The sequence below is a fragment of the Streptomyces phaeofaciens genome, from assembly GCF_014648915.1.
GTDB classification, from domain to species: domain Bacteria; phylum Actinomycetota; class Actinomycetes; order Streptomycetales; family Streptomycetaceae; genus Streptomyces; species Streptomyces phaeofaciens.
Genome location: NZ_BMSA01000016.1, coordinates 87,009 through 113,142, shown reverse-complemented (window position 1 = coordinate 113,142; position 26,134 = coordinate 87,009). Strand labels below are relative to the sequence as shown.

General features: G+C 71.9%; 18 protein-coding genes and 1 pseudogene. 15 read left to right on the top strand and 4 right to left on the bottom strand.

Features of this window, described 5'->3' with window-relative positions; translation table 11 throughout:
- Positions 1–269 precede the first annotated feature (269 nt).
- Entirely contained in the window at positions 270–1,013 is a 744-nt protein-coding gene (locus IE275_RS25485) for a DUF4190 domain-containing protein (RefSeq protein WP_229870556.1), read from the top strand.
- A 12-nt stretch (positions 1,014–1,025) separates the two neighbouring features.
- Here IE275_RS25485 and ybiA read toward each other — a convergent pair whose 3' ends face one another.
- Positions 1,026–1,583 (bottom strand): riboflavin biosynthesis intermediates N-glycosidase, encoded by a 558-nt coding sequence (gene ybiA, locus IE275_RS25480; RefSeq protein WP_189713742.1) that lies wholly within the window; start codon positions 1,581–1,583, stop codon positions 1,026–1,028.
- Positions 1,584–1,795: 212 nt separating this feature from the next.
- Here ybiA and IE275_RS25475 point away from each other — a divergent pair, with 212 nt between their 5' ends.
- From IE275_RS25475 to IE275_RS25445, 7 genes are all read left to right on the top strand, one after another.
- The gene (locus IE275_RS25475; RefSeq protein WP_189713741.1) at positions 1,796–3,310 is read left to right on the top strand and encodes a gamma-aminobutyraldehyde dehydrogenase; all 1,515 of its coding nucleotides are present in this window, start codon (positions 1,796–1,798) and stop codon (positions 3,308–3,310) included.
- A gap of 55 nt (positions 3,311–3,365) precedes the next feature.
- Positions 3,366–4,613 (top strand): polyamine ABC transporter substrate-binding protein, encoded by a 1,248-nt coding sequence (locus tag IE275_RS25470; RefSeq protein ID WP_189713740.1) that lies wholly within the window; start codon positions 3,366–3,368, stop codon positions 4,611–4,613.
- Positions 4,610–5,770 carry an ABC transporter ATP-binding protein gene (locus IE275_RS25465; RefSeq protein WP_229870553.1) on the top strand — a complete coding sequence of 387 codons (1,161 nt, stop codon included), beginning with the start codon at positions 4,610–4,612 and terminating at the stop codon, positions 5,768–5,770. The genes IE275_RS25470 and IE275_RS25465 overlap by 4 nt, the downstream gene beginning before the upstream one ends.
- Complete coding sequence (locus IE275_RS25460; protein WP_189713738.1) at positions 5,770–6,699, top strand: ABC transporter permease; 930 nt, start codon at positions 5,770–5,772, stop codon at positions 6,697–6,699. The genes IE275_RS25465 and IE275_RS25460 overlap by 1 nt, the downstream gene beginning before the upstream one ends.
- The gene (locus tag IE275_RS25455; protein ID WP_189713737.1) at positions 6,700–7,500 is read left to right on the top strand and encodes an ABC transporter permease; all 801 of its coding nucleotides are present in this window, start codon (positions 6,700–6,702) and stop codon (positions 7,498–7,500) included.
- 22 nt (positions 7,501–7,522) lie between these two features.
- Positions 7,523–8,962 carry an NAD(P)/FAD-dependent oxidoreductase gene (locus IE275_RS25450; RefSeq protein WP_189713736.1) on the top strand — a complete coding sequence of 480 codons (1,440 nt, stop codon included), beginning with the start codon at positions 7,523–7,525 and terminating at the stop codon, positions 8,960–8,962.
- A 131-nt stretch (positions 8,963–9,093) separates the two neighbouring features.
- Positions 9,094–9,546, top strand: coding sequence for a hypothetical protein (locus IE275_RS25445; protein WP_189713735.1), 453 nt, complete (start codon positions 9,094–9,096; stop codon positions 9,544–9,546).
- Positions 9,547–9,791: 245 nt separating this feature from the next.
- Here IE275_RS25445 and IE275_RS25440 read toward each other — a convergent pair whose 3' ends face one another.
- Together IE275_RS25440 and IE275_RS25435 are read right to left on the bottom strand one after the other, a co-directional pair.
- Positions 9,792–11,441 (bottom strand): PucR family transcriptional regulator, encoded by a 1,650-nt coding sequence (locus IE275_RS25440; protein WP_189713734.1) that lies wholly within the window; start codon positions 11,439–11,441, stop codon positions 9,792–9,794.
- A 180-nt stretch (positions 11,442–11,621) separates the two neighbouring features.
- Positions 11,622–14,003, bottom strand: coding sequence for an ATP/GTP-binding protein (locus IE275_RS25435; RefSeq protein WP_189713733.1), 2,382 nt, complete (start codon positions 14,001–14,003; stop codon positions 11,622–11,624).
- A gap of 257 nt (positions 14,004–14,260) precedes the next feature.
- On the opposite strand from IE275_RS25435, the gene gabT reads away from it, so the two are divergent.
- The 6 genes and pseudogenes from gabT (at position 14,261) to IE275_RS25410 (ending at position 21,174) form a co-directional block, all read left to right on the top strand.
- Positions 14,261–15,595, top strand: a complete 1,335-nt coding sequence (gene gabT, locus IE275_RS25430; RefSeq protein ID WP_189713732.1) for a 4-aminobutyrate--2-oxoglutarate transaminase — start codon at positions 14,261–14,263, stop codon at positions 15,593–15,595.
- A gap of 121 nt (positions 15,596–15,716) precedes the next feature.
- Positions 15,717–15,932, top strand: a pseudogene (locus IE275_RS46100) (phosphatase PAP2 family protein); the annotation flags it as partial.
- Between the two features lie 203 nt (positions 15,933–16,135).
- Positions 16,136–17,023: an alpha/beta fold hydrolase gene (locus IE275_RS25425; RefSeq protein ID WP_189713731.1), complete on the top strand. Its 888-nt coding sequence runs from the start codon at positions 16,136–16,138 to the stop codon at positions 17,021–17,023.
- A gap of 124 nt (positions 17,024–17,147) precedes the next feature.
- Positions 17,148–18,824 carry a glycosyltransferase family 2 protein gene (locus IE275_RS25420; protein ID WP_189713730.1) on the top strand — a complete coding sequence of 559 codons (1,677 nt, stop codon included), beginning with the start codon at positions 17,148–17,150 and terminating at the stop codon, positions 18,822–18,824.
- A gap of 96 nt (positions 18,825–18,920) precedes the next feature.
- Positions 18,921–19,586 carry a phosphatase PAP2 family protein gene (locus IE275_RS25415; RefSeq protein WP_189713729.1) on the top strand — a complete coding sequence of 222 codons (666 nt, stop codon included), beginning with the start codon at positions 18,921–18,923 and terminating at the stop codon, positions 19,584–19,586.
- A gap of 142 nt (positions 19,587–19,728) precedes the next feature.
- Complete coding sequence (locus IE275_RS25410; RefSeq protein WP_189713728.1) at positions 19,729–21,174, top strand: aldehyde dehydrogenase family protein; 1,446 nt, start codon at positions 19,729–19,731, stop codon at positions 21,172–21,174.
- Between the two features lie 75 nt (positions 21,175–21,249).
- Here IE275_RS25410 and IE275_RS25405 read toward each other — a convergent pair whose 3' ends face one another.
- The gene (locus tag IE275_RS25405; protein ID WP_189713727.1) at positions 21,250–24,087 is read right to left on the bottom strand and encodes a glycoside hydrolase family 3 C-terminal domain-containing protein; all 2,838 of its coding nucleotides are present in this window, start codon (positions 24,085–24,087) and stop codon (positions 21,250–21,252) included.
- Positions 24,088–24,410: 323 nt separating this feature from the next.
- On the opposite strand from IE275_RS25405, the gene IE275_RS25400 reads away from it, so the two are divergent.
- The gene (locus IE275_RS25400) at positions 24,411–26,117 is read left to right on the top strand and encodes an extracellular solute-binding protein (protein WP_189713726.1); all 1,707 of its coding nucleotides are present in this window, start codon (positions 24,411–24,413) and stop codon (positions 26,115–26,117) included.
- The last annotated feature ends 17 nt before the right edge of the window (positions 26,118–26,134 follow it).

Below are 26,134 nucleotides of genomic sequence, written 5' to 3'. Positions count from 1 at the left end.
TGTGGGGGAGGCTGCCGGGCACGGCTGCCAGGCCCCTGCCGGTCGGCGCCGCCCGGTACGTGCCGTTTGCGGCCGCCGGGTCTCTCCCGGGGTGACGGGCAGCCCGGGAGTGGCCGCCCGTCACGGCCCCCGCTCGCCGCCGGCCGCCGTTCCTCCCCCCGGCCCCTCCCACCCCTCCCGTCCCAGGGCCCCCGTCCGGCCCCTGCCCCGCCCCCTCATCCCGGGGCCGTAGCATGACGGAACGTACGACTGATGGGGGGAACCCGCGCATGTCCGACGACGCGCCGACTCCGGCCGGTGACGCCGGCCGCGATCCGTGGCCCGCGCCCGCTTCCGACGAGGACGGCGGTCCGCAGGATGCGGGTCCGAAGGTGCCGCTGGACAAGGGGGCCGCGCCGAGTCCCTGGGCCGCGCCGGGCGGGCCCGGGGGCACCCTCGCCTCGAACGAGCCGCTCACCCCCGCCCCGGCCGCACCGCAGGCGGCGCAGCCGTCCGTCCACGATCAGATGACCGTGACCTCGCTGCCGGGCGTCACCCCGGACACCCCCGCGCAGCCCTGGGCCGGCCCGGGCGCCCTGGGCTCCTTCCCGCCGCCCCACCCGGCCACCGCGGCGGGCGGCCCGCCCCCCAACCCCTTCGCGCCCCCCGTCCAGGACGGGTCGGTCCCTCCGCCGCCCATCGCCCCCGACGGCCCGGGACAGGTCCCCTACGGCTATCCCGGCGGCTACCCGCACCAGCACCCCGGCTACTTCGGCTGGCCCGGGGCGGCCGAGAGCAACGGGATGGGCATCACCGGGCTGGTGCTCGGGATCATCTCGGCCGCGGTGTTCTGCCTGTGGCCGGTGGCGATCATCCTCGGCATCCTCGGTGTCGTCTTCGGCGCCGTCGGCCGGGGCAAGGCCAGGCGCGGCGAGGCCACCAACCCCGGTCAGGCCCTGGCCGGCATCATCTGCGGCACCGTGGGCATCGTGCTCGGCATCGGCCTGGGAACCCTGTTCCTCTGGGCCCCGTGAGCGACGTACCGGCTACTGCTCTCTGAGCCGTCGCCGGGCCTGCATCAGGGCGAAGCCCAGGAGGTTCGGACCCCGCCACCGCTGCGGGTCCGTCGCCGCGTCGTCGTCCGCCGCGAGGCCGATGCCCCACACGCGGTCCACGGGGCTCGCCTCCACCAGGACCCGCTCACCCGTGCCCAGCAGGAACGACCGCAGCCGCGGATTCGAGGCGAACTTGTGGACGCTGCCCTCGACCACGATCCGGAACCGCTCCCGCTGCCACGTCTCCTCGTCGAAACCGCGGACCAGACGCCCCGCCTTCTTGGCCTCCGAGGGGTGTCCGGCGGCCAGCACCCGCCGCTCCGCCTCCGCGTCGTCGAACAGCCGTGCCTTCTCCGCCATCATCCAGTGCTCGGCCGTCGCGTAGGTGTCCGGACCGACCACGAAGGGTGACGGCCACCACTGGCTCAGGCAGCTCGCGCCCAGCCGGCCGTCCGGCAGCGGGCGGTGCCCCCAGAAGAGCAGATACTTCACCCGCGTGCCCGCCCGGACCGTGCTGACCAGGGCCTCCCTGTCATCGATCATCTCCATGCACGCCAGCATGGCAGGCACCACTGACACTCCGTCCTGCCTTTTCCGTCTCGACTCGACACCTGGTCGACAGATTCCGTCGCGTAACCAAAAGGCAACAACGGAATCACTTGTTGGAGTGCTATCGCTCTGTCAGGATCGTCACTCAAATCGAGCTGGAGCTACGCCACCCGCCCTCCGTGAGCGAGGGGGCAAAGGCGGAGGAGAGGGACATGCAGGACCGGTTCCCCGCACAGGAACGATTCAAGGACGGCGCCCAGTACATCGCGGGCCGTCTCACCCACGGCACCTCGGGCCGCGAGCACACCGTCGTCGACCCGGCCACCGGCGAGGAGGTCCTCACCTACGCACTGGCCTCCACGGCCGACGTGGACGCGGCCGTCGCCGCCGCCCGCGCCGCCTTCCCCGGCTGGGCCGGCGCGACCCCGGGCGAGCGCTCCGACGCCCTGCACCGCTTCGCCGCCGTCCTCGCCGACCGCGCCGACGATCTCGCGCGCGCCGAGTCCCTCCAGTGCGGCAAGCCGCTGAAGCTGACCCGGGAGTTCGACGTCCCGGGGACGATCGACAACACCGCGTTCTTCGCCGGCGCCGCCCGCCATCTCCAGGGCCAGTCCGCGGGCGAGTACTCCGGTGACCACACCTCGTACGTCCGCCGCGAGCCCATTGGTGTCGTCGGCTCCATCGCCCCCTGGAACTACCCCCTCCAGATGGCCGCGTGGAAGATCCTCCCGGCGATCGCCGCGGGCAACACCATCGTCCTGAAGCCCGCCGAGCTCAGCCCGCTCACCTCGCTGCTGTTCGCCGAGGCGGCGACGGCGGCCGGGATCCCCGACGGCGTGATCAACATCGTCACCGGCACCGGGCGGGAGGCCGGCGAGCACCTGGTCGGCCACCCCGACGTGGCGATGACCTCCTTCACCGGCTCCACCGCCGTCGGCAAGCGGGTCGCCGAGGTCGCCACGGCCACGGTCAAGCGCCTCCACCTGGAGCTGGGCGGCAAGGCCCCCTTCGTCGTCTTCGACGACGCCGACCTGGAGGCCGCCGCCAACGGCGCGGTCGCGGGCGCCCTCATCAACACCGGCCAGGACTGCACCGCCGCCACGCGCGCGTACGTGCAGCGTCCTCTCTACGAGGCGTTCGTCGAGCGGACGGCCGCCCTCATGGAGACCGTCCGGGTCGGCGACCCGTTCGCCCCCGGCACCGACCTCGGCCCCCTGGTCTCGCACGTCCAGCGCGACCGTGTCGCCGGTTTCGTCGACCGGGCGCGCGGCTACGCGCGCGTGGTGACCGGTGGCGAGACCCCCCTGGGCGATCTCAAGAACGGCGCGTACTATCTCCCCACCCTGATCGCGGACGCGGCCCAGGACAGCGAGGTCGTCCAGTCCGAGATCTTCGGGCCGGTGCTGGTCGTCCTGCCCTTCGACAGCGACGACGAGGGCATCCGGCTGGCCAACGACACCCCGTACGGGCTCGCGGCTTCCGCCTGGAGCCGGGACGTCTACCGGGCGAACCGGGCGACGAGGGAGATTCAGGCCGGGTGTGTGTGGGTCAACGACCACATCCCGATCATCAGCGAGATGCCCCACGGCGGGTACAAGGCATCCGGCTTCGGCAAGGACATGTCGGCGTACTCGTTCGAGGAGTACACACAGATCAAGCACGTCATGTTCGACAACACGGCGGTCGCCCGGAAGCCCTGGCACCGCACCATCTTCGGGGACTCATAAGCGACGACGATCGGCCGACGACCACGGCCGGACCTCCCGAAAGGGCACCACGCGCATGGAGCAGTACGAGCCCGACCGCCTGAGCCCGGCCCAAGTGGCCGCCGTACGGCGCAGTCTGCGCAACGGCAGGGCCGCCATGACCCGCCGTTCGCTGCTGCGCGCCTCCGCCGGCGGCGCGCTCACCCTGGGCGGCCTCGGGGCACTCAGCGGCTGCGGGATACCCGCGGCCGGCAAGACCGAGGGCGGCACGTCCGCCGACGACCACTCGGCGAAGGAGAAGACCGTCAGCTTCTCCAACTGGACCGAGTACATGGACGTCGACGACAGCGGCAAGCACCACCCCACGCTCGACGCCTTCACCGAGCGGACCGGGATCAAGGTCAAGTACACCGAGGACATCAACGACAACAACGAGTTCTTCGGCAAGATCAAGCCGCAGCTCGCCGCGGGCCAGGACACCGGCCGCGACCTGATCGTCCTCACCGACTGGCTGGCCGCCCGCCTGATCCGCCTGGGGTGGGTCCAGAAACTGGACCCGTCCAACCTGCCGCACGCGTACGCGGGCCTGTCGCAGCAGTTCCGCAGCCCCGACTGGGACCCGGGCCGGGCGTACTCGTACCCCTGGCAGGGCATCTCCACGGTCATCGCCTACAACAAGAAGGCGCTCGACGGGGTCGAGGTGAAGTCGGTCTCCGACCTGCTGGACAACCCCAAGCTCAAGGGCCGGGTCGGCTTCCTCACCGAGATGCGCGACAGCATCGGCATGACCCTGCTGGACATGGGCAAGGACCCGGGGAAGTTCACCGACGACGACTACGACGCGGCCATCGCCCGGATCCAGAAGGGCGTCGACAGCGGCCAGATCCGCCGCTTCACGGGCAACGACTACACGTCCGACATCACCAGCGGCGACTTCGCGGCCTGTATCGCCTGGGCCGGTGACGTGGTCCAGCTCAAGGCGGACAGCCCCGACGTCGACTTCGTCATCCCGGACAGCGGTTACGTGACCTCCAGCGACAACCTGCTGATCCCCAACAAGGCGCGGCACAAGACGAACGCCGAGCGGCTGATCGACTACTACTACGAGCCGGCGGCGGCCGCCGAACTGGCCGCCTACATCAACTACGTCTGTCCCGTCGACGGCGTGAAGGACGATCTCGCGAAGATCGACCCGGATGCGGCGGAGAATCCGCTGATCATCCCCGACAAGGCCATGCAGGCGAAGTCCCACGCCTTCCGCTCCCTGAGCGCGAAGGAAGAGACGGCCTACGAGGCGAAGTTCGCGAAGCTCACTGGGGCGTGACGACGATGAAGACCACCGACAACGGCAGCGGCGACGTCCGTCTGTCCGGCATCAGCAAGACCTACGGCTCCTTCACCGCCGTCCATCCGCTGGACCTGACCGTCCCGCAGGGCTCGTTCTTCGCCCTGCTCGGCGCCTCCGGCTGCGGCAAGACCACCACCCTGCGCATGATCGCCGGCCTGGAGGAACCTTCCGCCGGCACCGTCCACCTCGGCGACCAGGACGTCACGGCCCTCCCGCCGTACAAGCGCCCGGTGAACACCGTCTTCCAGTCCTACGCCCTCTTCCCGCACCTCGACATCTTCGAGAACGTCGCCTTCGGCCTGCGCCGGCGCGGCATCAAGAGCGTGAAGAAGCAGGTCGAGGACATGCTGGAGCTGGTCCAGCTCGGTGAGCAGGCGCGCAAGAAGCCGCACCAGCTCTCCGGCGGCCAGCAGCAGCGCGTCGCCGTGGCCCGCGCGCTCATCAACCACCCGAAGGTGCTCCTCCTCGACGAGCCCCTCGGCGCCCTCGACCTCAAGCTGCGCCGCCAGATGCAGCTGGAGCTCAAGCGCATCCAGACCGAGGTCGGCATCACCTTCGTGCACGTCACCCACGACCAGGAGGAGGCCATGACGATGGCCGACACGGTCGCGGTGATGAACGCGGGCCGTGTCGAACAGCTCGGCTCGCCCGCGGACCTGTACGAGAACCCGCAGACCACGTTCGTCGCCAACTTCCTCGGCACCTCCAACCTCATCGAGGCCGAGGTGGACACCAAGAGCGGGGACGACATCGTCCTCAAGGCGGGCGGCGGCAAGCTGGTCCTGCCCGAGGCCCGCTGCTCCGCGCCCACCACGGCCGGCGGCAAGGTGCTGGTCGGCGTCCGTCCGGAGAAGATCTCGCTGGTCCACGCCGACGCGGCGGGTGAGATACCCGAGAACCGCAACCGGATCACCGGCAGGATCGCCCACTCGTCGTTCATCGGCGTCTCCACCCAGTACGTCATCGACAGCCAGGTCTGCCCCGAGTTCGAGGTCTACGCCCAGAACATCGAGCGCGACGCCCGGCTGGTCCCCGGCGCCGACGTGGTCCTGCACTGGAGTCCCGCCCACACCTTCGGGCTCGACGCGGCCCAGGACATCGACGCCGGCATCCAGGAAGAGGCGGCGGTCTGATGGCGACGCTCACCGAGGCGCCCCCGCCTCTGGCCCCCACGGCCGCCGAGAAGAAGCCACCCCGCAAGCGGGGCCGCTGGACGCCGTACTGGCTGCTGCTGCCCGGACTGCTCTGGCTGCTCGTCTTCTTCGCGCTGCCGATGATCTACCAGGCCTCCACGTCCGTGCAGACGGGCTCCCTGGAGGAGGGCTACAAGGTCACCTGGCACTTCGCGACCTACTGGGACGCGCTGAGCGAGTACTGGCCGCAGTTCCTGCGCTCGGTGCTCTACGCGGCCTCCGCCACGGTCCTGTGCCTGGTGCTGGGCTATCCGCTGGCCTATCTGATCGCGTTCCGCGCCGGCCGCTGGCGGAACCTGATCATGATCCTGGTGATCGCGCCGTTCTTCACCAGCTTCCTGATCCGCACCCTCGCCTGGAAGACGATCCTCGCGGACTCCGGGCCGGTCGTCGGCGTCCTCAACACGCTGCACGTCCTGGACGTCACCAGCTGGCTCGGCTGGACCGCCGGGGACCGGGTCCTCGCCACACCGCTCGCGGTCGTGTGCGGTCTGACGTACAACTTCCTGCCGTTCATGGTCCTGCCGCTCTACACCTCGCTGGAGCGCATCGACGGGCGGCTGCACGAGGCGGCCGGCGATCTGTACGCCCGGCCGATCACCACCTTCCGCAAGGTCACCTTCCCGCTGTCGATGCCGGGTGTCGTCTCCGGCACGCTGCTGACCTTCATCCCGGCGGCCGGCGACTACGTGAACGCCGAACTCCTCGGCTCGACCGACACCCGCATGATCGGAAACGTGATCCAGACGCAGTTCCTGCGCGTCCTGGACTACCCGACGGCAGCGGCCCTCTCCTTCATCCTCATGGCCGCGATTCTTTTCATGGTCACCTTCTACATCCGCAGGTCGGGGACGGAGGATCTGGTCTAAATGCCCTTCGTCAACTGGTTCAGGCGCAACCTGGTCGTCATCGCGGGACTTCTGACCCTCGGCTATCTGCTGCTGCCCAATGTCGTGGTCACGGTGTTCTCCTTCAACAAGCCGAAGGGGCGCTTCAACTATCAGTGGCAGCAGTTCTCCACCGAAGCCTGGAAAGACCCCTGCGGTGTCGCCGGAATGTGCGGCTCGCTGTCGCTCAGCCTGCAGATCGCGTTCTGGGCGACGCTCGGCGCGACCGTCCTCGGCACGATGATCGCCTTCGCGCTGGTCCGTTACCGCTTCCGCGCGCGGGGCGCCGTCAACTCGCTGATCTTCCTGCCCATGGCCATGCCCGAGGTCGTCATGGCCGCCTCGCTGCTCACCCTGTTCCTCAACCTGGGTGCTCAGTTGGGTTTCTGGACGGTCCTGATCGCCCACATCATGTTCTGCCTCAGCTTCGTCGTGACGGCCGTCAAGGCGCGTGTCATGTCGATGGACCCGCGACTGGAACAGGCGGCCCAGGACCTCTACGCCGGCCCGGCGCAGACGTTCCTGCGGGTCACCCTGCCGATCGCGGCCCCCGGAATCGCCGCGGGCGCGCTGCTCGCCTTCGCGCTCTCCTTCGACGATTTCATCATCACCAATTTCAACGCGGGCTCGACCGTCACCTTCCCCATGTTCGTCTGGGGTTCGGCGCAGCGCGGCACACCCGTTCAGATCAATGTCATCGGTACGGCCATGTTCCTCGTCGCCGTACTGTTCGTCCTGACCTCGATGGTCATCAGCAATCGCCGTAACAGACAAAAGGCATAAGCCCCTGTAGGGAGTTGAAATCATGGCCCCAAGCGCCATGAGCCGTGGCACTGAGAACAACGACAACTGGATGCGGTCGCTTTCCGAAGCGCAGCCGGTCCCGTACTGGCTGGAAGATCCCGGCAAGCCCCACCCCGAGCCCGCGCTCACCGGCGCCGAGACCTGCGATCTGCTGGTCGTCGGCGGCGGGTACAGCGGACTGTGGACCGCGCTCGTCGCCAAGGAGCGCGAGCCGCAGCGGGACGTGGTGCTGCTGGAGGGCCGCGAGGTGGGCTGGGCCGCCTCGGGCCGCAACGGAGGCTTCTGCGCGGCCTCCCTCACCCACGGGCTGCCCAACGGGCTCGCCCGCTGGCCCGACGAGATCCACACGCTCCAGGAGCTGGGCGCGCGCAACCTCGACGAGATCGAGGCGGCGATCGCCCGGCACGGCATCGACTGCGACTTCGAGCGCACCGGTGAGATCGACGTCGCGACCGAGACCTACCAGGCGTGGGAACTGCGCGACTGGTACGAGGAGATCGAGCGCAAGGGTCTCGCCGTCGGCATCGAGTTCCTCGACGCCGACGCGGTCCGCGAACAGGTCGCCTCGCCCACCTTCGAGGCGGGCCTGTACGACCGCAGGGGTGTGGCCATGCTCCACCCCGCCAAGCTCGCCTGGGGCCTGAAGCAGGCCTGCGTCCGCCTCGGCGTCCGCGTCTACGAGCACACCCCGGCCCTGACGCTGAAGCCGTACGGCGCCGGCATGGCCGTCCGCACCCCGTACGGACGCGTCCACGCCCGGCACGTCGCGCTCGGCACGAACATCTTCCCCAACCTGGTCAAGCGGGTGCGGGCGTACACCGTCCCGGTCTACGACTACGCCCTGATGACCGAACCGCTCAGCGCCGAACAGCTCGGCGCGATCGGCTGGAAGAACCGCCAGGGGCTCGGCGACTCCGCCAACCAGTTCCACTACTTCCGGCTGTCCGCCGACAACCGGATCCTGTGGGGCGGGTACGACGCCATCTACCCGTACGGCGGCCGGGTGCGCGCCGAGTACGACGACCGGCCGGAGACGTACGCCAAGCTCGCCGGGCACTTCTTCACCTGCTTCCCGCAGCTGGAGGGCGTCCGCTTCTCGCACGCGTGGGGCGGCGCGATCGACACCTGCTCACGCTTCTCGGCGTTCTTCGGCACGGCACACCAGGGCAAGGTCGCCTACGCGGCCGGCTACACCGGGCTGGGCGTCGGCGCGACCCGGTTCGGCGCCGAGGTGATGCTGGACCTGCTGTCGGGGGAGAGCACCGAGCGCACCCGGCTGGAGATGGTCCGCCGCAAGCCGCTGCCCTTCCCGCCCGAGCCGTTCGCCTGGACCGGCATCGCGCTCACCAAGTGGTCGCTGGCGCGGGCCGACGCGCAGGCCGGGCGGCGCAACCTGTGGCTGCGGACCATGGACCGGCTGGGCCTCGGATTCGACAGCTGACCCCGCCCGCCCCGACGGAATGTGACCCGGGTCACTTCAACGGGGTGTCGCAACCCGCGTAATGCTCACCGGAGACCTCCCTCTCCCCCTCGTGGCGCGTCCGCGTCCACGGGAGAGAGGGAGGTCTTCTCATGGCTGGGGCGAAGACGGCGGTCGAATGGCTGGCATCCGTCGCACCGGATCCCGAGTCCTGCCGCTGGGAATGGGAGCGCAACCCCCTGGGGGTGGCGCTGCTGCCGGCGGGCAGGGCCTGGGACGTACTCATCCTGCCGGGTGAACTCGGCTACCCCACGCTCGACGTGCTCACCCGCATCCTCGACCGGCCGGGCCCCGTGCTCGTCGACTTCGGGGACGACCGCATGGGGTTCCTCGTGCCGCCCGGCACGGCCGCCCGCTGGATCGGCACCGGCATCCGCACGGCCGGCGCCGGCACCTGGATCGTCGTGCCGTACCCGGGCCGCTCCACCCGTGGCGTCCGCTGGCTGGTGCAGCCCGACGGGTCCGGCACCCTGACCGACCCGGCGCTCCTCGAACTCGCCATGCACGAGGCGGCGGCGAGCCTGGCCCGCGGAACGGACGAGTAGGGCCTGCCGTCCGGATCCCGGCCGGGCGAGGTCGACCCGTGGATCCTGGCCGGGCGGGGACGACCGGTGGATCCTGGCCGGGCGGAGACGACCGGCCGTGCGGACGAGCCTGTCCCGGCCACCGACCTGGTCGGGGCCCCACACCGCCACGCCCCCGACCGGGAGGCGCAGCCGGTCACCTCACGTCGGCCGCCCGTGCGGCCGGCGCGGACCCCGCGGGGCGGCGACCCGTCAGGCGGCGTCGGTCAGCGGTCCGGCGCCGTCGCCTTCAGCGCCAGCCACAGCTCCATCCGGACGTCCGGGTCGTCGAGCGAGCGGCCCAGGATCTCCTCCACGCGCCGCATCCGGTAGCGCAGGGTGTGCCGGTGGACGCCCAGTTCGGCCGCCGCCGCGTCCCACTGGCCGTGCCGCGAGAGCCAGGCGCGCAGCGAGGCGACCAGATCGCCTCGGCCGGTCGCGTCGTGCTCGTGCAGCGCCCGCAGCAGACCGTCCGCGAACGCCCGGACCGCGTCGTCCGCCAGCAGCGGCAGCACGGAGCCCGCCGCGACCTGCTCGTGCTCCACGAACACCCGGCCCCTGCGCCGCGCCACCGACAGCGCCTGCTCGGCCTGCTTGTACGCCGTGGCCGCCGCGATCGGCCCGGCCGGCGCCGACAGCCCGACGACCGGCTCGTCCTCCTCGCGGTTCTCGCCCGCCGCCCGCGCCCCCTCCAGCGCCGTCGCGTACCGTGTGGCCGCCGTGACCGCCGCGCCCCCGTCCGCCGCCAGCACCACCAGCCGCTCGCCCTCGGGTACCACCAGCACCGTCTCGCCGGACCGGGCGGCCGCCGACTCGACGGCCTCGGCGAGCCCGCCGAGCGCGTCCCCGGCCGGCTCGGCGGCCGCCCCGCCGGACACCCTCCCGGCCACGCGTTCCGCTCCCTCGGCCTGCGCCCGGCCCGCCGCCGAGGACGGCTCGGCCACGATCACCCGGAACGGCGCGTCGAGCAGCGCGCCGTACAGGCCGCCGGCGACGGCCCGCGCATGGTCCGGTTCGCTCGCCAGCAGCATCCGCAGCACCGCCGCGCCGATCCGCTGCTCCGCCGCGTGCAGCGAGCGGGAGCGTTCGGTGGTGAGGGTGAGCAGGGCGATCGCCGAGTGCACGGCGTACCGCTCCGCCGTGCCCGGCGCCGCCGCCGTACCGACCGCGAGCGCGGCGCGCGGGCGCCGGCCGGTGCCCAGGGAGTGCAGCTCGACCCGGTCGTCGTGCTCGGCGTCCGGGCCGCCGACCACCGCCGAGGCCGGCGCCGCCCGCTCGCGCAGCCGTTCCACCTCCGCCGTCAGCCGGGCCGCCCGCCGCACCGCCCAGTCCGGCGCGGCCGCGACGACGGCGCCCGAGGCGTCGTACAGCGCCGCCCAGCCGTCGACCTGCGCGGCGAGCGCGGCCAGCAGCCCCTCGGGGCCGTCCGCCAGCGCCTGCTTCGTCAGCTCCCGCTGAGCCGCGAACCCGGCCGTCACCGCCCGGTACTGGTCCGCCGCGATCGCCGCCGACACCGCCTTGCTGATCGCGAGGAACGGGGTGCGCCGGGGCACCTCCAGCAGCGGCAGCCCCTCCTGTTCGGCGGCCTCGACGAGCGCCTCGGGGATCTCCTCGTAGTTGACCCCGACGGCGAAGCCCAGCCCGACCACCCCGGCCCCCGCCAGGCGCTTCACATAGCGCCGCATGGCCTGCGGGTCCTCCGCGTCCAGCTTCAGCGCGGTGATCAGCAGCAGCTCCCCGCCCTCCATGTACGGCACGGGGTCCGCCAGCTCGCTGACGTGCGCCCACCGCACCGGCACGTCCAGGCGGTCCCCGCCCGCCCGCACGGTCAGTTTCAGCGCGGAATGGTGGACGAGCGAGGCGAGCGTGGGAGGCATGAGGCCTTCAGGGAGGGAGGGGCGGCGGGGCGGAGGTGGAGGGAGCGGCGGCGGGATGATCCCCCGGCCGGTCCGTGAGGGATGATCCCTCGGCCGGTCCGTACGGGGTGATTCGTTGGCCGCTTCGTACGAAGGGCCTCTGCCGATTCTGCCTCACCGGAGAGATCCCCGGCCCCCGCTTCAGCCCCGCAGGTCCACCAGCAGCGGCGGCGCGTGCTCGCCCCGCACGGTCGTCAGGGACAGCACCGCGTGCCCCGGCGGCACCTCGTGCGCCAGCCGGGAGGCCGACCAGCGTTCCCGCTCGACCTGGCGCACGGTCACCGCGTCCGTGGTCACGGCCTTGCCGGTGACGAGCTTGCGCAGGGCGTGGATGGCCCGGGTCATCGGCTGGTCGGCGAAGACGGTGTGCTTGGCGACCTCCGTGGTCTCCACCCACTCGGTTCCCCAGGTCTGCGCGAACCGGCTGCCGTCCCAGGTGGTGATCCCGCAGAACGCCATCCGGCAGCCCACCGCTCCGTACAGCGGCCCGTGCAGGGCCTCCGGGACGTCGCCGACCGTACGCAGGGTGAGCACCACGCCCGCGTTCTGCGAGCGCAGCCGCTGGATCCGGCGCACCGACTCGGCGGTGACCGCCCCCGTGGCGTCGTCCAGGACCAGGCAGGCGAAGTGGGTGCGCCGGCTCTCCCGGACGACGGTGTGGAACTGGGCCAGGACCAGCCGGGTGATCAGCCGGCCGGCCTCCTCGTGGCCGCGTTCGGGCAGGTCGACGCGGACCCGCAGCGGGTGGTGGGCGACGGCGCGCAGCGAGAACGCCCGGTGCGTCTCGCCACCGCCGCCGAAGAACCCGGCGAACACCGGCCGGTTCAGCAGGGCCAGCCGGTCGGCGAGGGCGCGGCCCGGGTCCCCCGGGGTGCCCGTCTGCCGGGCGCGCGCCTCCACCTCGCGGCGCATCACGTCGTCGCCGGCCACGGCCTCCCGCAGGGCGGCCAGCGCGCCCGGCTCGCCCTCCAGGAGTTCGCGCAGCTCGGGCAGGCCGGGGAAGCGGCCGTGCGCGGCCCGGTAGGGGCCCAGCAGCTGGGCGAGCGCGGTGGCGGCGCTCTGGCCGTTCACCGTGTCGAGGTCGCCGACCAGCGCCTCGGCGAGGATCGCGGCGGCCTCGTCGGGGTCGTCGGACTCCGCGTAGGGGTCCAGGTCGTGCACGGACGACGGGTCGCCGATCCGCACGATCACGTCGAACGCGGAGTCGGAGCCGAGCGGGCCGCCGCCGGGAGAGGAGACCGCGACGACCGCGCAGCTCCCGGTGAGTGCCTGGAGGGCCAGGGCCTCGGTCAGCGGTTCCACCAGGGAGCGGGTCTTGCCGGAGCCGGACGGGCCGACGGCGAGCAGTGAGGTGCCGAGGACCTCCGGGCCGAGCGCGGCGCCCGCGTCGTGGTACCGCAGCGGGGTGCGCTCGGCGGCCACCCAGCGGCCGACGCGCACCTGCCCGGTGAGCAGGTCGTGGCGCGCGCCGCGCCGGGGCAGGTCGCGGGCGCCCGAGGGGTGGGCCCAGGCCGCCCCGGCCGTACGCAGCACCGTCTCGCGGAACTCGGGCAGGCCCGCCGTCCAGGACCGCCGCACCCGCGCGCAGTCCACGTCGTTCATCCGCCCGGCGGCCACCTCGGCGGTCAGCAGCTCGGCCGCCTCGTGCTGCCCGGCGTCCCGCAGCTCGGGCCACTGGGCGCGCGGCCGCTCGACGGTGGCCGGCGGGGCGGCCCCGTCGCCCGCGCGCCGGGCGGCGAGCCGTTCCTTCGCGTACGGCCACCAGCCGCCGACCTTGGCGAACGGCCACACGATCAGCAGGGTCATGACCGTGTACAGCGCGTCGGTGAACAGGGCGGAGGCGAACAGCTCGTAGCCGCCGGAGAGCAGGACGATCAGCGAGAAGAGCGGGTCGACGACCGGCAGCGCGTCCCAGCCCACGCCCGGGAACGCGCTGGGGAACACCAGGCTCAGCGCGGACAGGGCGCACACCAGGGCGAGCAGCGCCCGGGACGGCTGCGGGCGGCGGCCCACGAAGTGCCGTACGACCTCCGGCCAGCTGCCCAGCCGGCCCATGGACAGGGCCAGGACGGCGAAGAAGGCACCGTCGTAGACCACCCGGGCCTCGGCGCCCTCCATGGTCTTCGGGGAGGCGATCGTGCCGCCCCACCACCAGTCGCCCGGGGTGAACAGGCGCAGCAGCGTGAACTGGTACGGCAGGCTGCCCTGCCGCCACAGCGACCACAGCACCAGCGCCACCACCAGCGGGACCAGCATGCCGATCACGGTGACCGGCGCCAGCCGTTCCGCCGCGCGCGCGGCCTTCGGCAGCCGGTAGGCGAACCGCCAGATGCCCGGCCCGGCGGCCGGGCGCTCCTCGTTCAGCCACTCGGCGACGGAGGACGGGACCGGGGGTGCCGGGGGCGCGGCGCCCGGCGCGCCGGGCGGCCGGGGCGGCACCGCGGGCATCCGCGGCGGCCCCGCCGGGCGCGGCACAGGATTCGCATGCGTACCCCGCGCGTCCCGCGTCCCGTCGCTGTCCATCGCCCTTGCCCCCTGACCAGCCGTTCCGTCCACCGTCAGCGGTCAATCTAACGCGCCCACAAGGGGAGTTCACCGCTTACGCGGCCGGTACCGCACCGATGTTCCCTCTTGCCTCTATGTCCACGGCGGACAAGCCGTCTCGCCGACACCGCCCACATGGAGCATGCCGACCCCCCATGACCCGTCCTAGCCTGCGAGAAAAGAAGGAAAGCGTCCGCAGAACCGCGGGACACCCCCAGAACCTCCAGGAGCCCCTCATGACCGCCCTTCCGCAGGAGCGCCGGATCGTCACCGCCATCCCCGGCCCGAAGTCGCAGGAGCTTCAGGCCCGCCGCCTCGCCGCGGTCGCGCAGGGCGTGGGCTCCGTGCTGCCGGTGTTCACCGCGCGCGCGGACGGCGGCATCCTCGAGGACGTCGACGGCAACCGCCTGATCGACTTCGGCTCCGGCATCGCCGTGACCTCGGTCGGCGCCTCCGCCGAGGCCGTCGTACGCCGGGCCTCCGCGCAGCTCGCCGACTTCACCCACACCTGTTTCATGGTCACCCCGTACGAGGGCTACGTGGAGGTCGCCGAGGCCCTTGCCGAGCTGACCCCGGGCGACCACGCCAAGAAGTCCGCGCTGTTCAACTCCGGCGCCGAGGCCGTCGAGAACGCGGTGAAGATCGCCCGCGCTTACACCAAGCGCCAGGCGGTCGTGGTCTTCGATCACGGCTACCACGGCCGGACCAACCTGACGATGGCCCTGACGGCGAAGAACATGCCGTACAAGCACGGCTTCGGTCCGTTCGCGCCCGAGGTCTACCGCGTCCCGGTCGCCTACGGCTACCGCTGGCTGACCGGCCCGGAGAACGCCGGTGCCGAGGCGTCCGCCCAGGCCATCGACATGATCAACAAGCAGATCGGTGCGGAGAACGTCGCCGCGATCATCATCGAGCCGGTGCTCGGCGAGGGCGGCTTCATCGAGCCGGCCAAGGGCTTCCTCCCGGCCGTCCGCCAGTTCGCCGCCGACCACGGCATCGTCTTCGTCGCCGACGAGATCCAGTCGGGCTTCTGCCGCACCGGCCAGTGGTTCGCCTGCGAGGACGAGGGCATCGTCCCGGACCTGATCACCACCGCCAAGGGCATCGCGGGCGGCCTGCCGCTCGCCGCCGTGACCGGCCGCGCCGAGATCATGGACGCCGCGCACGCCGGTGGCCTGGGCGGCACCTACGGCGGCAACCCGGTCGCCTGCGCGGGCGCGCTCGGCTCGATCGAGACGATGAAGGCGCTGGACCTCAACGCCAAGGCGAAGAACATCGAGGCGATCATGAAGGCCCGCCTCACCGCCATGGCCGAGAAGTTCGACGTCATCGGTGACGTCCGCGGCCGCGGCGCGATGATCGCCGTCGAGCTCGTCAAGGACCGGACGACCAAGGAGCCGAACCCGGAGGCGACCGCCGCGCTCGCCAAGGCCTGCCACCAGGAGGGCCTGCTGGTCCTGACCTGTGGCACCTACGGCAACGTGCTGCGTTTCCTGCCGCCGCTGGTCATCGGCGACGACCTGCTGAACGAGGGTCTCGACATCATCGAGCAGGCTTTCGCCCGCATCTGAGCGGGGCCCCGCACAGCCGGTTCCCATGGACGGCAGACGGTGTGAAGAAGGTGTGCGGGGTGGATGGCGGGACGGGATAGCGACTGTCGCACCGCCTGCCTCTGCCGTACGTTCTACCCAGATGAGAGATACACCCCGCCCGCAGGGGACTGCGGGCGGAGCCAGGTTGGGGCCTCCCCAGCTTCGACCTGGTCGTGCCCTCGCGCACACAACCGGAGCCTCCGGCTTCGGATCTCCACACCGATCGGACGGCGGCCCGCCCCAAACCCCCCGGGGCGGCCTGCGTCCCGATCCGGACGGCCACCCCGGAACCACCCCCCCTGTTCCGGGGTGGCCGACCTCCTTCACTTCCTCCTTCTCCGGTACGGACCACGGAAGGCGACCCCGGACCTCGTTCGGGGTCTTTCTTTTCGGGGGATTGCGATACGGTACGTCTCGTCTCGTATCGCCTGGCCTGGTCTCGCCTGGTGCCTCGTCTCGTATCGCGCTTCGCCTCGTCTCGTTGGGCTCTTCGCTCGCCCGATCCCCTCCGGAGGAACCTTGGACCGCACCGTCGACGCCGCCCCCGGCATCCGTCTCTGGGCCGAGGAGCGCGGCCCCGCCGACGCGCCCCCGCTGCTGCTGATCATGGGTGCGCAGGCCTCCGGCCTCGGCTGGCCGGAGGAGTTCACCGACCTGCTCGCCACCCGCCACCGCGTCATCCGCTACGACCACCGCGACACCGGCCGCTCCACCTGGGCGTACGACGAGCGGCCGTACCCCCTCGCCGCGCTCGCCGAGGACGCCGTCGCCGTCCTGGACGCCTTCGGGGCCGAACGCGCGCATGTGGTCGGCATGTCGATGGGCGGGACGCTCGCCCAGCTCCTCGTCGCCGACCGTCCCGAACGGCTGCGCAGTGCGACGCTGATCGGCACCGGGGCGCTGAGCGCAACCCCCTGGCTGCGGCCGGACGGTACGGCCGTCCCCGTCGAGGACCTGCCGGGCCCCGACCCCCGGCTGCTGGAGCTGTGGTCCCGACCGGAACCGGACGACATCGGCCCCGAGGCCGAACTGGACCGCCGGGTCGAGCACTGGCGGCTGCTGAACGGCGACCGGATCCCCTTCGACGCCGCGTACTTCCGCGCCCTGGAGCGCGGGATCGTCGAGCACACCGGCCATCATCGCGCCGGCACCGCGCACGCCCGCGCCGACACGGCCGGCCTGGTGCGCACCGAACGGCTGGCCCGCACCGACGTGCCCACCCTCGTCGTGTCGGCCCCCGCCGAGCCGGTCTACCCCCTGCCCCACGCCCAGCACCTCGCCCAGGTGATCCGGGGTGCCCGCCTGGTGGAGATCCCGGACATGGGCCACGCCCTGCCCCGGCCGGTGCACGCCCCGCTGGCCGCCGCGATCCTGGCGCACACCGCCCGCGCGGCAGCCGCCCGCTGACGCAAAAGGGCTGACGGGAAAACAACTATTAACACACCGGCAACAGTTGAAAACTTTGCGAAACCGGTAAACGAAGGGTAAATCTATGGCCTATCTGTCATGAACGGTTCCAGGGGGGAATGTCGTGTCGGAACCCACGGTCACGGTCGTCATAGGCGCCTACAACGCCATGCCGTATCTGACCCGCTGTCTGGAGTCGGTGGTCGAGCAGTCGCTCGGCGACCACACACTCGAATGCCTCGCCGTCGACGACGGCTCGACGGACGGCACAGGAAAGGAACTCGACCGCTTCGCCGCCGCGCACCCGGCGGTCGTGCGTGTCGTCCACCAGCGGAACTCCGGCGGGCCGAGCGGCCCGCGCAACGTCGCGATCGCCCAGGCGCGGGGGCGCTACGTCTTCTTCCTCGACGCCGACGACTACCTCGGCCCGAACGCCATGCGCCGGATGATCGACATGGCCGAGCGCAACGGCTCCGACGTGGTGCTGGGCAAGTACGTGGGCGTGGACTGCGAAGTGCCCCGTTCCATGTTCGAGTCCAACCAGGAGGTCGTCGACCTGGCCACCTCCCGCGTCTGGAACGCCCTCACTCCGCACAAGCTCTTCCGGCGTTCCTTATTGCTGGAACGCGGGCTGCGCTTCGACGAGGACATTCGCATCGGCGAGGACCGGCTCTTCGTCACCAAGGCCTATCTCCAGGCCTCGGTGATCTCCGTGGTCGCCGACGAGGACTGCTATTACAAGGTCAAGCGCGCCGACCAGGGCAACATCACCAGCAGCTACAGCGACCTGGGAAAACGGTTCGAGGTGGCCCGGCGCATCATGGCCGCGATCGCCGCCCTCAGCGAACCCGGACCGGTCCGGGACGCCGCGCTGCTGCGCACCTTCCGGGGCGGCCTGCTGGACTCCTTCTCCTGGCGCTTCCCGCTGATGGAGGAGAGCGAGCAGACCGAGGCCATGGCGGTCGTCAAGGCGGAGGTGGAACGGTTCTACACCCCGGAACTCGACGCGCAGCTGACCGCGCCGCACCGGATCTTCGCCCACTGCGCGCGCCACGGACTGCGCCGGGAGCTGATCGACGTCATCGAGTTCCTGAAGGAGGAGCGGGCCCGGCGCCGGCCCGCGCACGAGGTGGTCGTGGACCAGGGGCGTGCCTACGCGACGTACCCCCACTTCCGTGACGGGACGGCCGGCATCCCCGACTCCTGCTACGACATCACCGGCGAACTGCGCCAGGACGACCGGCTGGACGCCGTGCAATGGCGGGGCGGCCGGCGGCGCGGGGTGCTCCGGCTGTCCGGCCACGGGTTCATCGAGCGGGTGCGGACCCGGGAGCCGGCCACCGAGCTGGTGCTGCGGCGGCGCGGCGACGGCCAGGAGGTCCGCGTGCCCACCCGCCCCGTCCCGACGGCCGACCCGGACGCCGGACCGGCCGGCTTCACCGCCGACCTCGACCCCGCCCGCGCCCTGGACGGCGGCCCGCTGACCCACGGCGTGTGGGACGTGTACCTCGACGTCCGCACCCAGGGCCTGAGCACCCGGCGCCGGTTCGGCGCCCGCAAGGCCGCCGACCTGGCCCCGGCCACCAGCGGCGGCAGCGGCCGGCTCGCGGTCAAGCCGTACTACACCGCGTACGGCAACCTCAGCCTGGACGTCACCGCGCGGAAGAAGACGCGCAGGCCGAAGACGCTCAAGCGGCGGGTCGGCAGCGGGCTGCGCGGACTCGGCCGGCGCCTCGGCGGCAGGAAGCTCAGGAGGATCGCCCGCCTCCGCGGCCGCTCGACGGCCTCCACCCGGCCCTGAGCGCCGGTGCGCGGGGAGCGGCCGCCCGGCGCGGACGCTCCCCGCGCAGGCGCGTTCACGCGCTGCGGGCCGGGCGGGGCTGAGAAGGTGTACCTCATGCCACCCCGCTCCGACCAGCAGACCCAGGACACGCCCGCCCCGGCGGGCCGGCCGGCGAGGCCGCCCGTGTTCCTGTTGCCCGTGCCCGTCGTTCTCCTCGCGCTGATCACCTGGCAGGTCGTCGTCGACGGGCCGCTGCTGCGGCTGGACGAGCGGATCAGCCGGGCCCTCGTCCATCCGGACCGGGTCTCCGAGCTGATGTCCGACCTGGGTGATGTGGCGGTCGCCGTGCCCGTGCTGATGCTGATCGCGGTGTACGTGGCCCGACGGGCGTGGACGGCCGGCGGTGAACGGTGGTGGGTGCCGTCCTTCGCCGCCATGATCCTGATGGCGGCGGTGCCGCTGGTCGTCGTCCCGCTGAAGGCGTGGACCGCCCGGTACGGCACCCCGGTCGTGCCGCCGGGCCCCGGCTACTACCCCTCGGGGCACACGGCGACCGCGGCCGTCGCCTACGGCGGCTCGCTGCTGATCCTGCTCCCCTGGCTGCGCACACCGGCCGCCCGCCGCGCGGCGGTGGCCACGGCGGCCGTCCTCGTGCTCACCGTCTCCTACGGTCTGGTCCGGCGCGGCTACCACTGGCCGCTGGACGTGGTCGCCAGCTGGTGCCTGTGCGCGGCGCTGCTCGGCGCGCTGTGGCTCCTGCTGAGACGGCTGCCCCGCTGACGCCGGACCCGAACGTGCCAAACCGGAGTGCCCCCGGCGGTCACCCGTACGAGTCGGACAAGCGACCCGGTGCCCTCCCACGCCTACCGTGGACCACGAAAGCCACAGCAACCCCCAACGCGGAAGGGCCGGGAACGCCCCTATGACTTCCACCCACGCCTTCTGGCTCGCCGGCCGCCAGGTCACCGGCGAGGACAGCTTCGACGTCACCTCCCCGTGGGACGGGCGGCTCGTCGCCAAGGTCAGCGTGCCGACCGACGCGCAGGTCGAGGAGGCCGTGGCCGCCGCGTACGCCGTCCGCGAGGACTTCGCCGGCACCCCGGCCCACGTCCGTGCCGCCGCTCTGGACCACGTCAGCAAGCGGCTCGTCGAGCGCACCGAGGAGATCGCCCAGCTGATCTCCGCCGAGAACGGCAAGCCGATCAAGTGGGCGCGCGGCGAGGTCGGCCGGGCCGTCTCCGTGTTCCGGTTCGCGGCCGAGGAGGCCCGCCGGTTCAACGGCGGCGAGGCGCAGCGGCTCGACACCGACCTCGGCGGCCAGGGGCGGCTCGCGCTGACCCGCCGCTTCCCGAAGGGCGTCGTCCTCGGCATCGCGCCGTTCAACTTCCCGCTGAACCTGTGCGCCCACAAGATCGCCCCGGCGATCGCGGCCGGCGTGCCGATCATCCTCAAGCCCGCCCCGGCCACCCCGCTGTCCGGCCTGATCATCGGCGACCTGCTCGCCGAGACCGAGCTGCCCGCCGGCTCCTGGTCGATCCTGCCGGTCGCCAACGACCGGATGCCCGCCCTCGTCCAGGACGAGCGGCTGCCGGTCATCTCCTTCACCGGCTCCGAGACGGTCGGTTACGCGATCATGGACTCGGTGCCGCGCAAGCACTGCACCCTGGAGCTGGGCGGCAACGGCGCGGCCGTCGTCCTCGGCGACTGGGCGTCCGACGCGGACCTCGACCAGGCCGCCGGCCGGATCGCCACCTTCTCCAACTACCAGGGCGGCCAGTCCTGCATCTCGGTGCAGCGCGTCATCGCGGACGCCTCCGTGTACGACCGGCTGCTGCCGCGCATCGTCGCCGCCGTCGAGGCCCAGGTGACCGGCGACCCGGCCGACGACACGACCGACGTCGGCCCGCTGGTCAGCGAGGACGCGGCCCAGCGCGTCGAGAGCTGGGTGGACGAGGCCGTCGCCGCTGGCGCGACCCTGCTCACCGGCGGCAAGCGCGACGGCGCCTCCTACGCGCCGACCGTCCTCACCGACGTACCGGCGGACGCCACGATCGCCCGCGAGGAGGTCTTCGGACCCGTCCTCACCGTGCAGAAGGTGGACGGCGAGGCCGAGGCCTTCGCGGCCGTCAACTCCTCCAAGTACGGCCTCCAGGCCGGCGTCTTCACCCACGACGTCCAGGTCGCCTTCCGCGCCCACCGCGCGCTGGAGGTCGGCGGTGTCGTCGTCGGCGACGTGCCCTCCTACCGCGCCGACCAGATGCCGTACGGCGGCGCCAAGCAGTCCGGTGTGGGCCGCGAGGGCGTGCGGTTCGCGATGGACGACTACACCTACGAGCGGGTGCTGGTCCTGACGGGCCTCGCGCTCTAGATCGTTCCCGAAGGGGTCCGGCACCGATGATCTCGGCGCCGGACCCCTTCTTCGTGCCGGCCTGTCTCCGGACCCTCAGCCGGAGAAGCCGACGTGCGCGAGCCGCAGCGGGCCGCGCAGTCCGATGCGCAGGTCGCGCACTCCGTCGACGGCGAAGGGCGCCTCGACGGAGAGATAGTGGTACGGGCCCGCCGTGGGGGTGCCGATCGTCAGCGCGGCCAGCGTCGGACCGCCCTCCACCGACAGCTCCACCGTGCCCGAGCCGGCCACGGTCACGGTCGCGCCCGTGGTGCGCGCCCCGAAGTCGCAGGACCGGAAGAGCAGCTCGCCCGAACCGGCGGCCACCGGGGTCACCGCGTCGCCCGCCGCCTTCGTCCGGTCGACGATCTCCGTACCGCTCTGCTCGTCGAAGTCGGCGGCGGACAGCCCGTGCCGGCGGACGGCGCGCGGGGCGGCGGGCTCGCCGTCGAGGACGACCGTGGCGCGCAGCCGGATGTCCTCGCTCGACCCGCCGACCAGCAGGTCGTACGGCCCCGGCTCCACCCGCGGGCCGCCCCGCGCCACGTCCCAGAACGCGAACGCGGACAGCGGGACCTCGAACGACAGCGCGGCCGTGGCGCCGGGGGCGAGCGTGATCCTGCGGTGGCCGAGCAGCTCGCGACGCGGCCGGGTGACCGACGGGTCCACCGCGCGCGTGTAGAGCTGGGCGACCTCGTCGGCGGCCCGGTCCCCGGTGTTGGTGACCGTGAACGAGACCCGTGCCGCGCCGTCCCCGGTCCGCACCGCCAGATCGGCGTACGAGAAGGACGCGTACGACAGGCCGTGCCCGAACGGGTACAGCGGCCTGCCCTCGAAGTACAGATAGGTCTGGCGGGCGCCGATCACGTCGTAGTCGAGCAGGTCGGGCAGATCGGCGTCCTCGGCGTACCAGGTCTGCGGGAGGCGCCCGGCGGGGGAGACGTCACCGGCCAGCACGCCCGCGAGGGCGCTGCCCGCGGCCTGGCCGCCGTGCGCGGTCCACAGCACCGCGGACAGCGGACCCGGCTCGATCGCGTACGGGTACGCCGACACCAGGGCCAGCACCGTGCGCGGGTTCGCGGCGCGGGCCGCCGTCAGGATGCGTTCCTGGTGGGCCGGGAGACGCAGGGTCGTCCGGTCCTCGGTCTCGCGGCCGTTGATGTGCGGGTCGTTGCCCGCCACCACCACGACCACGTCCGCCTCGGCCGTCACGCGGGTCACCGCGGTCTCGCCGCGTTCGACGACGACCACGTCGAAAACCTCGGGACCCTCCTCGGCAACCCGGACGCCGTCGGCGGCGACACAGACGGGGCGGCCCGTGCCCAGATGCCGCAGGAGGTGACCGTTTCCATGGGGTTCGAGGCGGAACGTCTCCTGGACGACCCAGCCGCCGGGCTGGTCGGCGGAGGCGCGCAGGAACCCGTCCTCGGCGACCGAGAGATAGCGGCCGTCGGGGGCGCGCAGGGTGAGGACGCCCTCGCCCCAGTCGACGAGCGCGAGTTCGGTGCCGGTGGTGCCGGCGGTCAGCGGCGGGAGGTCGGTGCGGCCCGCGAGCAGCGCCGGGTCCAGGGCACCCTCGGCGCCGCGCGTCCCGTCGGCGTCCTCGGGAGCGGCGGGCACCCGCAGGAACGTCCCCGCCGAGGTCTTCAGCAGCACGCGGTCCACCCCCTCCGCGAACTCCACCCGGTCGGCGCCGAACCGCTCGTACAGCCCTTCCAAGGGGGTGGAGCGGTGCATCAGGGTGCCGCTGTACCAGTCGAGCTTGCACTCGTCGGCGAGCAGACCGACCACCGCGATCCGGGTGTCGGCGGCCAGCGGCAGCACCCCGTCGTTGCGCAGCAGGACGACCGCCTGCTCGGCGGCCTCCCGGGCGAGGGCGCGATGGGCCGGGGTGTCGAACGCGCCGGTGCCCGCGTGCGGGTCGTGGAGCGGGTCGAACTCGCCGAGGCGGAAGCGGACCGAGAGCTGCCGGCGGACCGCCTCGTCGACCTCGGCCTCCGTCAGCAGCCCCTGGCCGAGCGCCCCCCTGGCCCGGGCGACGATCTTCGAGCTGTCGGTGCCGTGGTCGGTGAAGCTGTCCACGCCCGCCCGCAGCGCGGCCGCCGTCGCCTCCTCGTGGGTGTCGAAGTAGTGCTCGGAGTCGACCAGGTTGGAGGGCGCGCCCGCGTCCGAACAGACCAGCAGCTCCTCGTCCGTCCAGGCCCGCAACTGCTCGCGCAGATACGGCGAGACATGGTTGGGGCGGCCGTTGACCAGGTTGTACGCCGGCATCACCCCGGCCACCGCGCCCGCCTCGACGGTCTCGCGGAAGGCGCGCAGGTCGTACTCGTGGAGCACGCGCGGGCGCACCGAGGACGAGGTGACGTCCCGGCCGGTCTCGTTGTTGTGGGCCAGCCAGTGCTTGAGCACCGGGGCCGTGCGCCAGTACGTCGGATGGTCGCCGCGCAGACCCCGCGTGTACGCCGTGGCGATCGCCGAGGTGAGCTTCGGGTCCTCGGAGTAGCCCTCCTCGTTACGGCCCCACAGCGGATGGCGCAGCAGGTTGACCGTGGGCGACCAGACGTTCAGACCCACCCGGTCGTCGCGGCCGCGCATCGCCCGGACCTCCTTGGACACCGCCTCGCCGACCCGGCGCACCAGCTCGGGGTTCCAGGTCGCGCCCAGCCCCACGGCCTGCGGGAAGACCGTCGCCGGACCCATCCAGGCGACCCCGTGCAGAGCCTCCTGGCCGGTGCGGAACGCGGCGACGCCCAGCCGCTCGACGGCGGGGGCGAACTGGTGGAGGAAGGAGACCTTCTCGTCCAGGGTGAGGCGCGCCAGCAGATCGTCGATGCGCTTCGCGAACGGCAGGTGCGGATCGCGGAAAGGCGGCGTGGGCGGCGTGGGTGCGGTCACGTGGGGATCCCTTTGCATGGAGCGAGGAGGGCGCTTTCGAAGCGCTTCGATGCTCATTCGACAGCAGGGTGGGTGTCAAGAGACCTCACCGTTATTTCAAGTGGCGCATAAGAACAGGTGGGACCTGATACCTCGGAGGAATCTTGGGGGCGACCCTTGTGCACCCCCCGGTGTTCACTTAACCTCGCAGCAACATCGAAGCGCTTCGACGAAGAGCCTGTGGCATTGGTCGGAGGATCGCTTCAGCTCAGCCAGTTCCACTCAAGACACCGCAGCCGACGGCCACCGCCGGGTGTCCTGGTGCGCCACGAAGGGTTGACGCAATGACGCCGAACGCCGCCTCTTCCGGCTCCGCCGGTCCTTCCGGACCGAGCCGGAGAAGCTTCCTCGCCTCCACGGCGGTCGCCACCGCAGCGGTGGCGGGAGGGATGCCGCTGCTGGCCGCCTGCGGCGGTGGCGACAGCGGCTCGCGCGACGGCACCACCTCGGGCAAGGACGCCAAGAAGATCCTCCCGGCGTACGTCGCCAGCAACGTGGTGACCCCCGACCTCCCGTCCAAGAACGGCTCCGCCGTCGGCTTCACCAGCCAGCTCGACCTCGCCGGTCTGAAGACCTCGGTGCCGAAGAAGCTCGGCAAGGGCGGCGAGGTCACCGTCATGTCGCCGTTCTGGGGCTCACCGCCCAAGGGCGGCAACGCCTACTACAAGGCGATGAACGACCTCATCGGCGTCGACGTCGTCTGGCAGAACCAGGACGGCAACACCTACGACCAGAAGCTCGGCGCGGTCCTCGCCTCCAGCGACGTCCCCGACGTCGTGGTCGTCCCCGGCTGGAACATGACCGGCAAGATACCCAGCGCGATCATCAGCAAGTTCGCCGACCTGGGGCCCTACCTCTCGGGCGACGCCGTCAAGGAGTACCCGAACCTCGCCGCGATCCCCACGGACGCCTGGCAGCGCTCCATCTTCGGCGGCAAGCTGCGCGGCCTGCCGATGCCCTCCTCGTACATCACCAGCATCGTGCCCTTCTACCGCAAGGACGTCTTCGACAAGGAGGGGTACGAAGTCCCCGCCTCCGCCGACGAGTTCTTCGCCCTGGCCAAGGAGATCACCGACGCCAAGGCCAAGCGGTGGGCCTGCCTGGACATGAAGTGGACCGCCTTCAACATGTTCGGCGTCCTGTCCGGCGACGAGAAGTCGCTCGGCTGGAACCTCGTCGACGGCAAGCTGGTCAACCGCATCGAGACCCAGGAGTACCTCGAGGCGATCGAGTGGACGCGCAAGCTGTTCGCCGCCGAACTCGTCCACCCCGACGCGAAGCTGGGCAAGAGCAGCGCCACCGACCCCGCCCCCAAGTTCGTGGCCGGCGAGTTCCTCATCTACAACCAGGACATCTCCCAGTGGTACGGCCAGGCCGCCGCCCAGGCCACCCAGAACCCGGACTTCCAGATCTGGGGCATGGACATCTTCGGCCACGACGGCGGCGACCCCACGCTGTGGGCCAAGAACCCGGCCGGCATCTTCGCCTTCATCAACAAGAAGGCGTCCGAGTCGGTCGTCCGCGATGTCCTCGCCGTCGCCAACGTCACCGCGGCGCCGTACGGCACCAAGGAGTTCATGCTCACCAACTACGGCGTCGAGGGCACCCACTACACCCTCAAGGACGGTGTCCCGGTCAAGACCGACCAGGGCAACATCGACGTCCTCAACGCCTATGTGATGGTCGCCAGCCCCGCCGCCACCCTCGCCCACCCCGACCTCCCCGAGGTCGCCAAGGGCCAGGTCGAATGGCAGCAGCGGATGGGCGCCTTCACCAAGAAGTCCTCCTTCTACGGCATGCAGATCACCGAGCCCGCCCGCTACACCAACCTCATGAACGACTTCGAGCAGCTCGAGGACGACGTCATCCGCGGCCGCAAGAAGATCGGCGACGTGCAGCAGGCCGTCTCCGACTGGAAGAGCAAGGGCGGCGACAAGCTGCGCGACTGGTACCAGAAGCTGCTCGACGACAACGGTACGGCGGCCGGCTGATCCGGCACCGAGGCAAG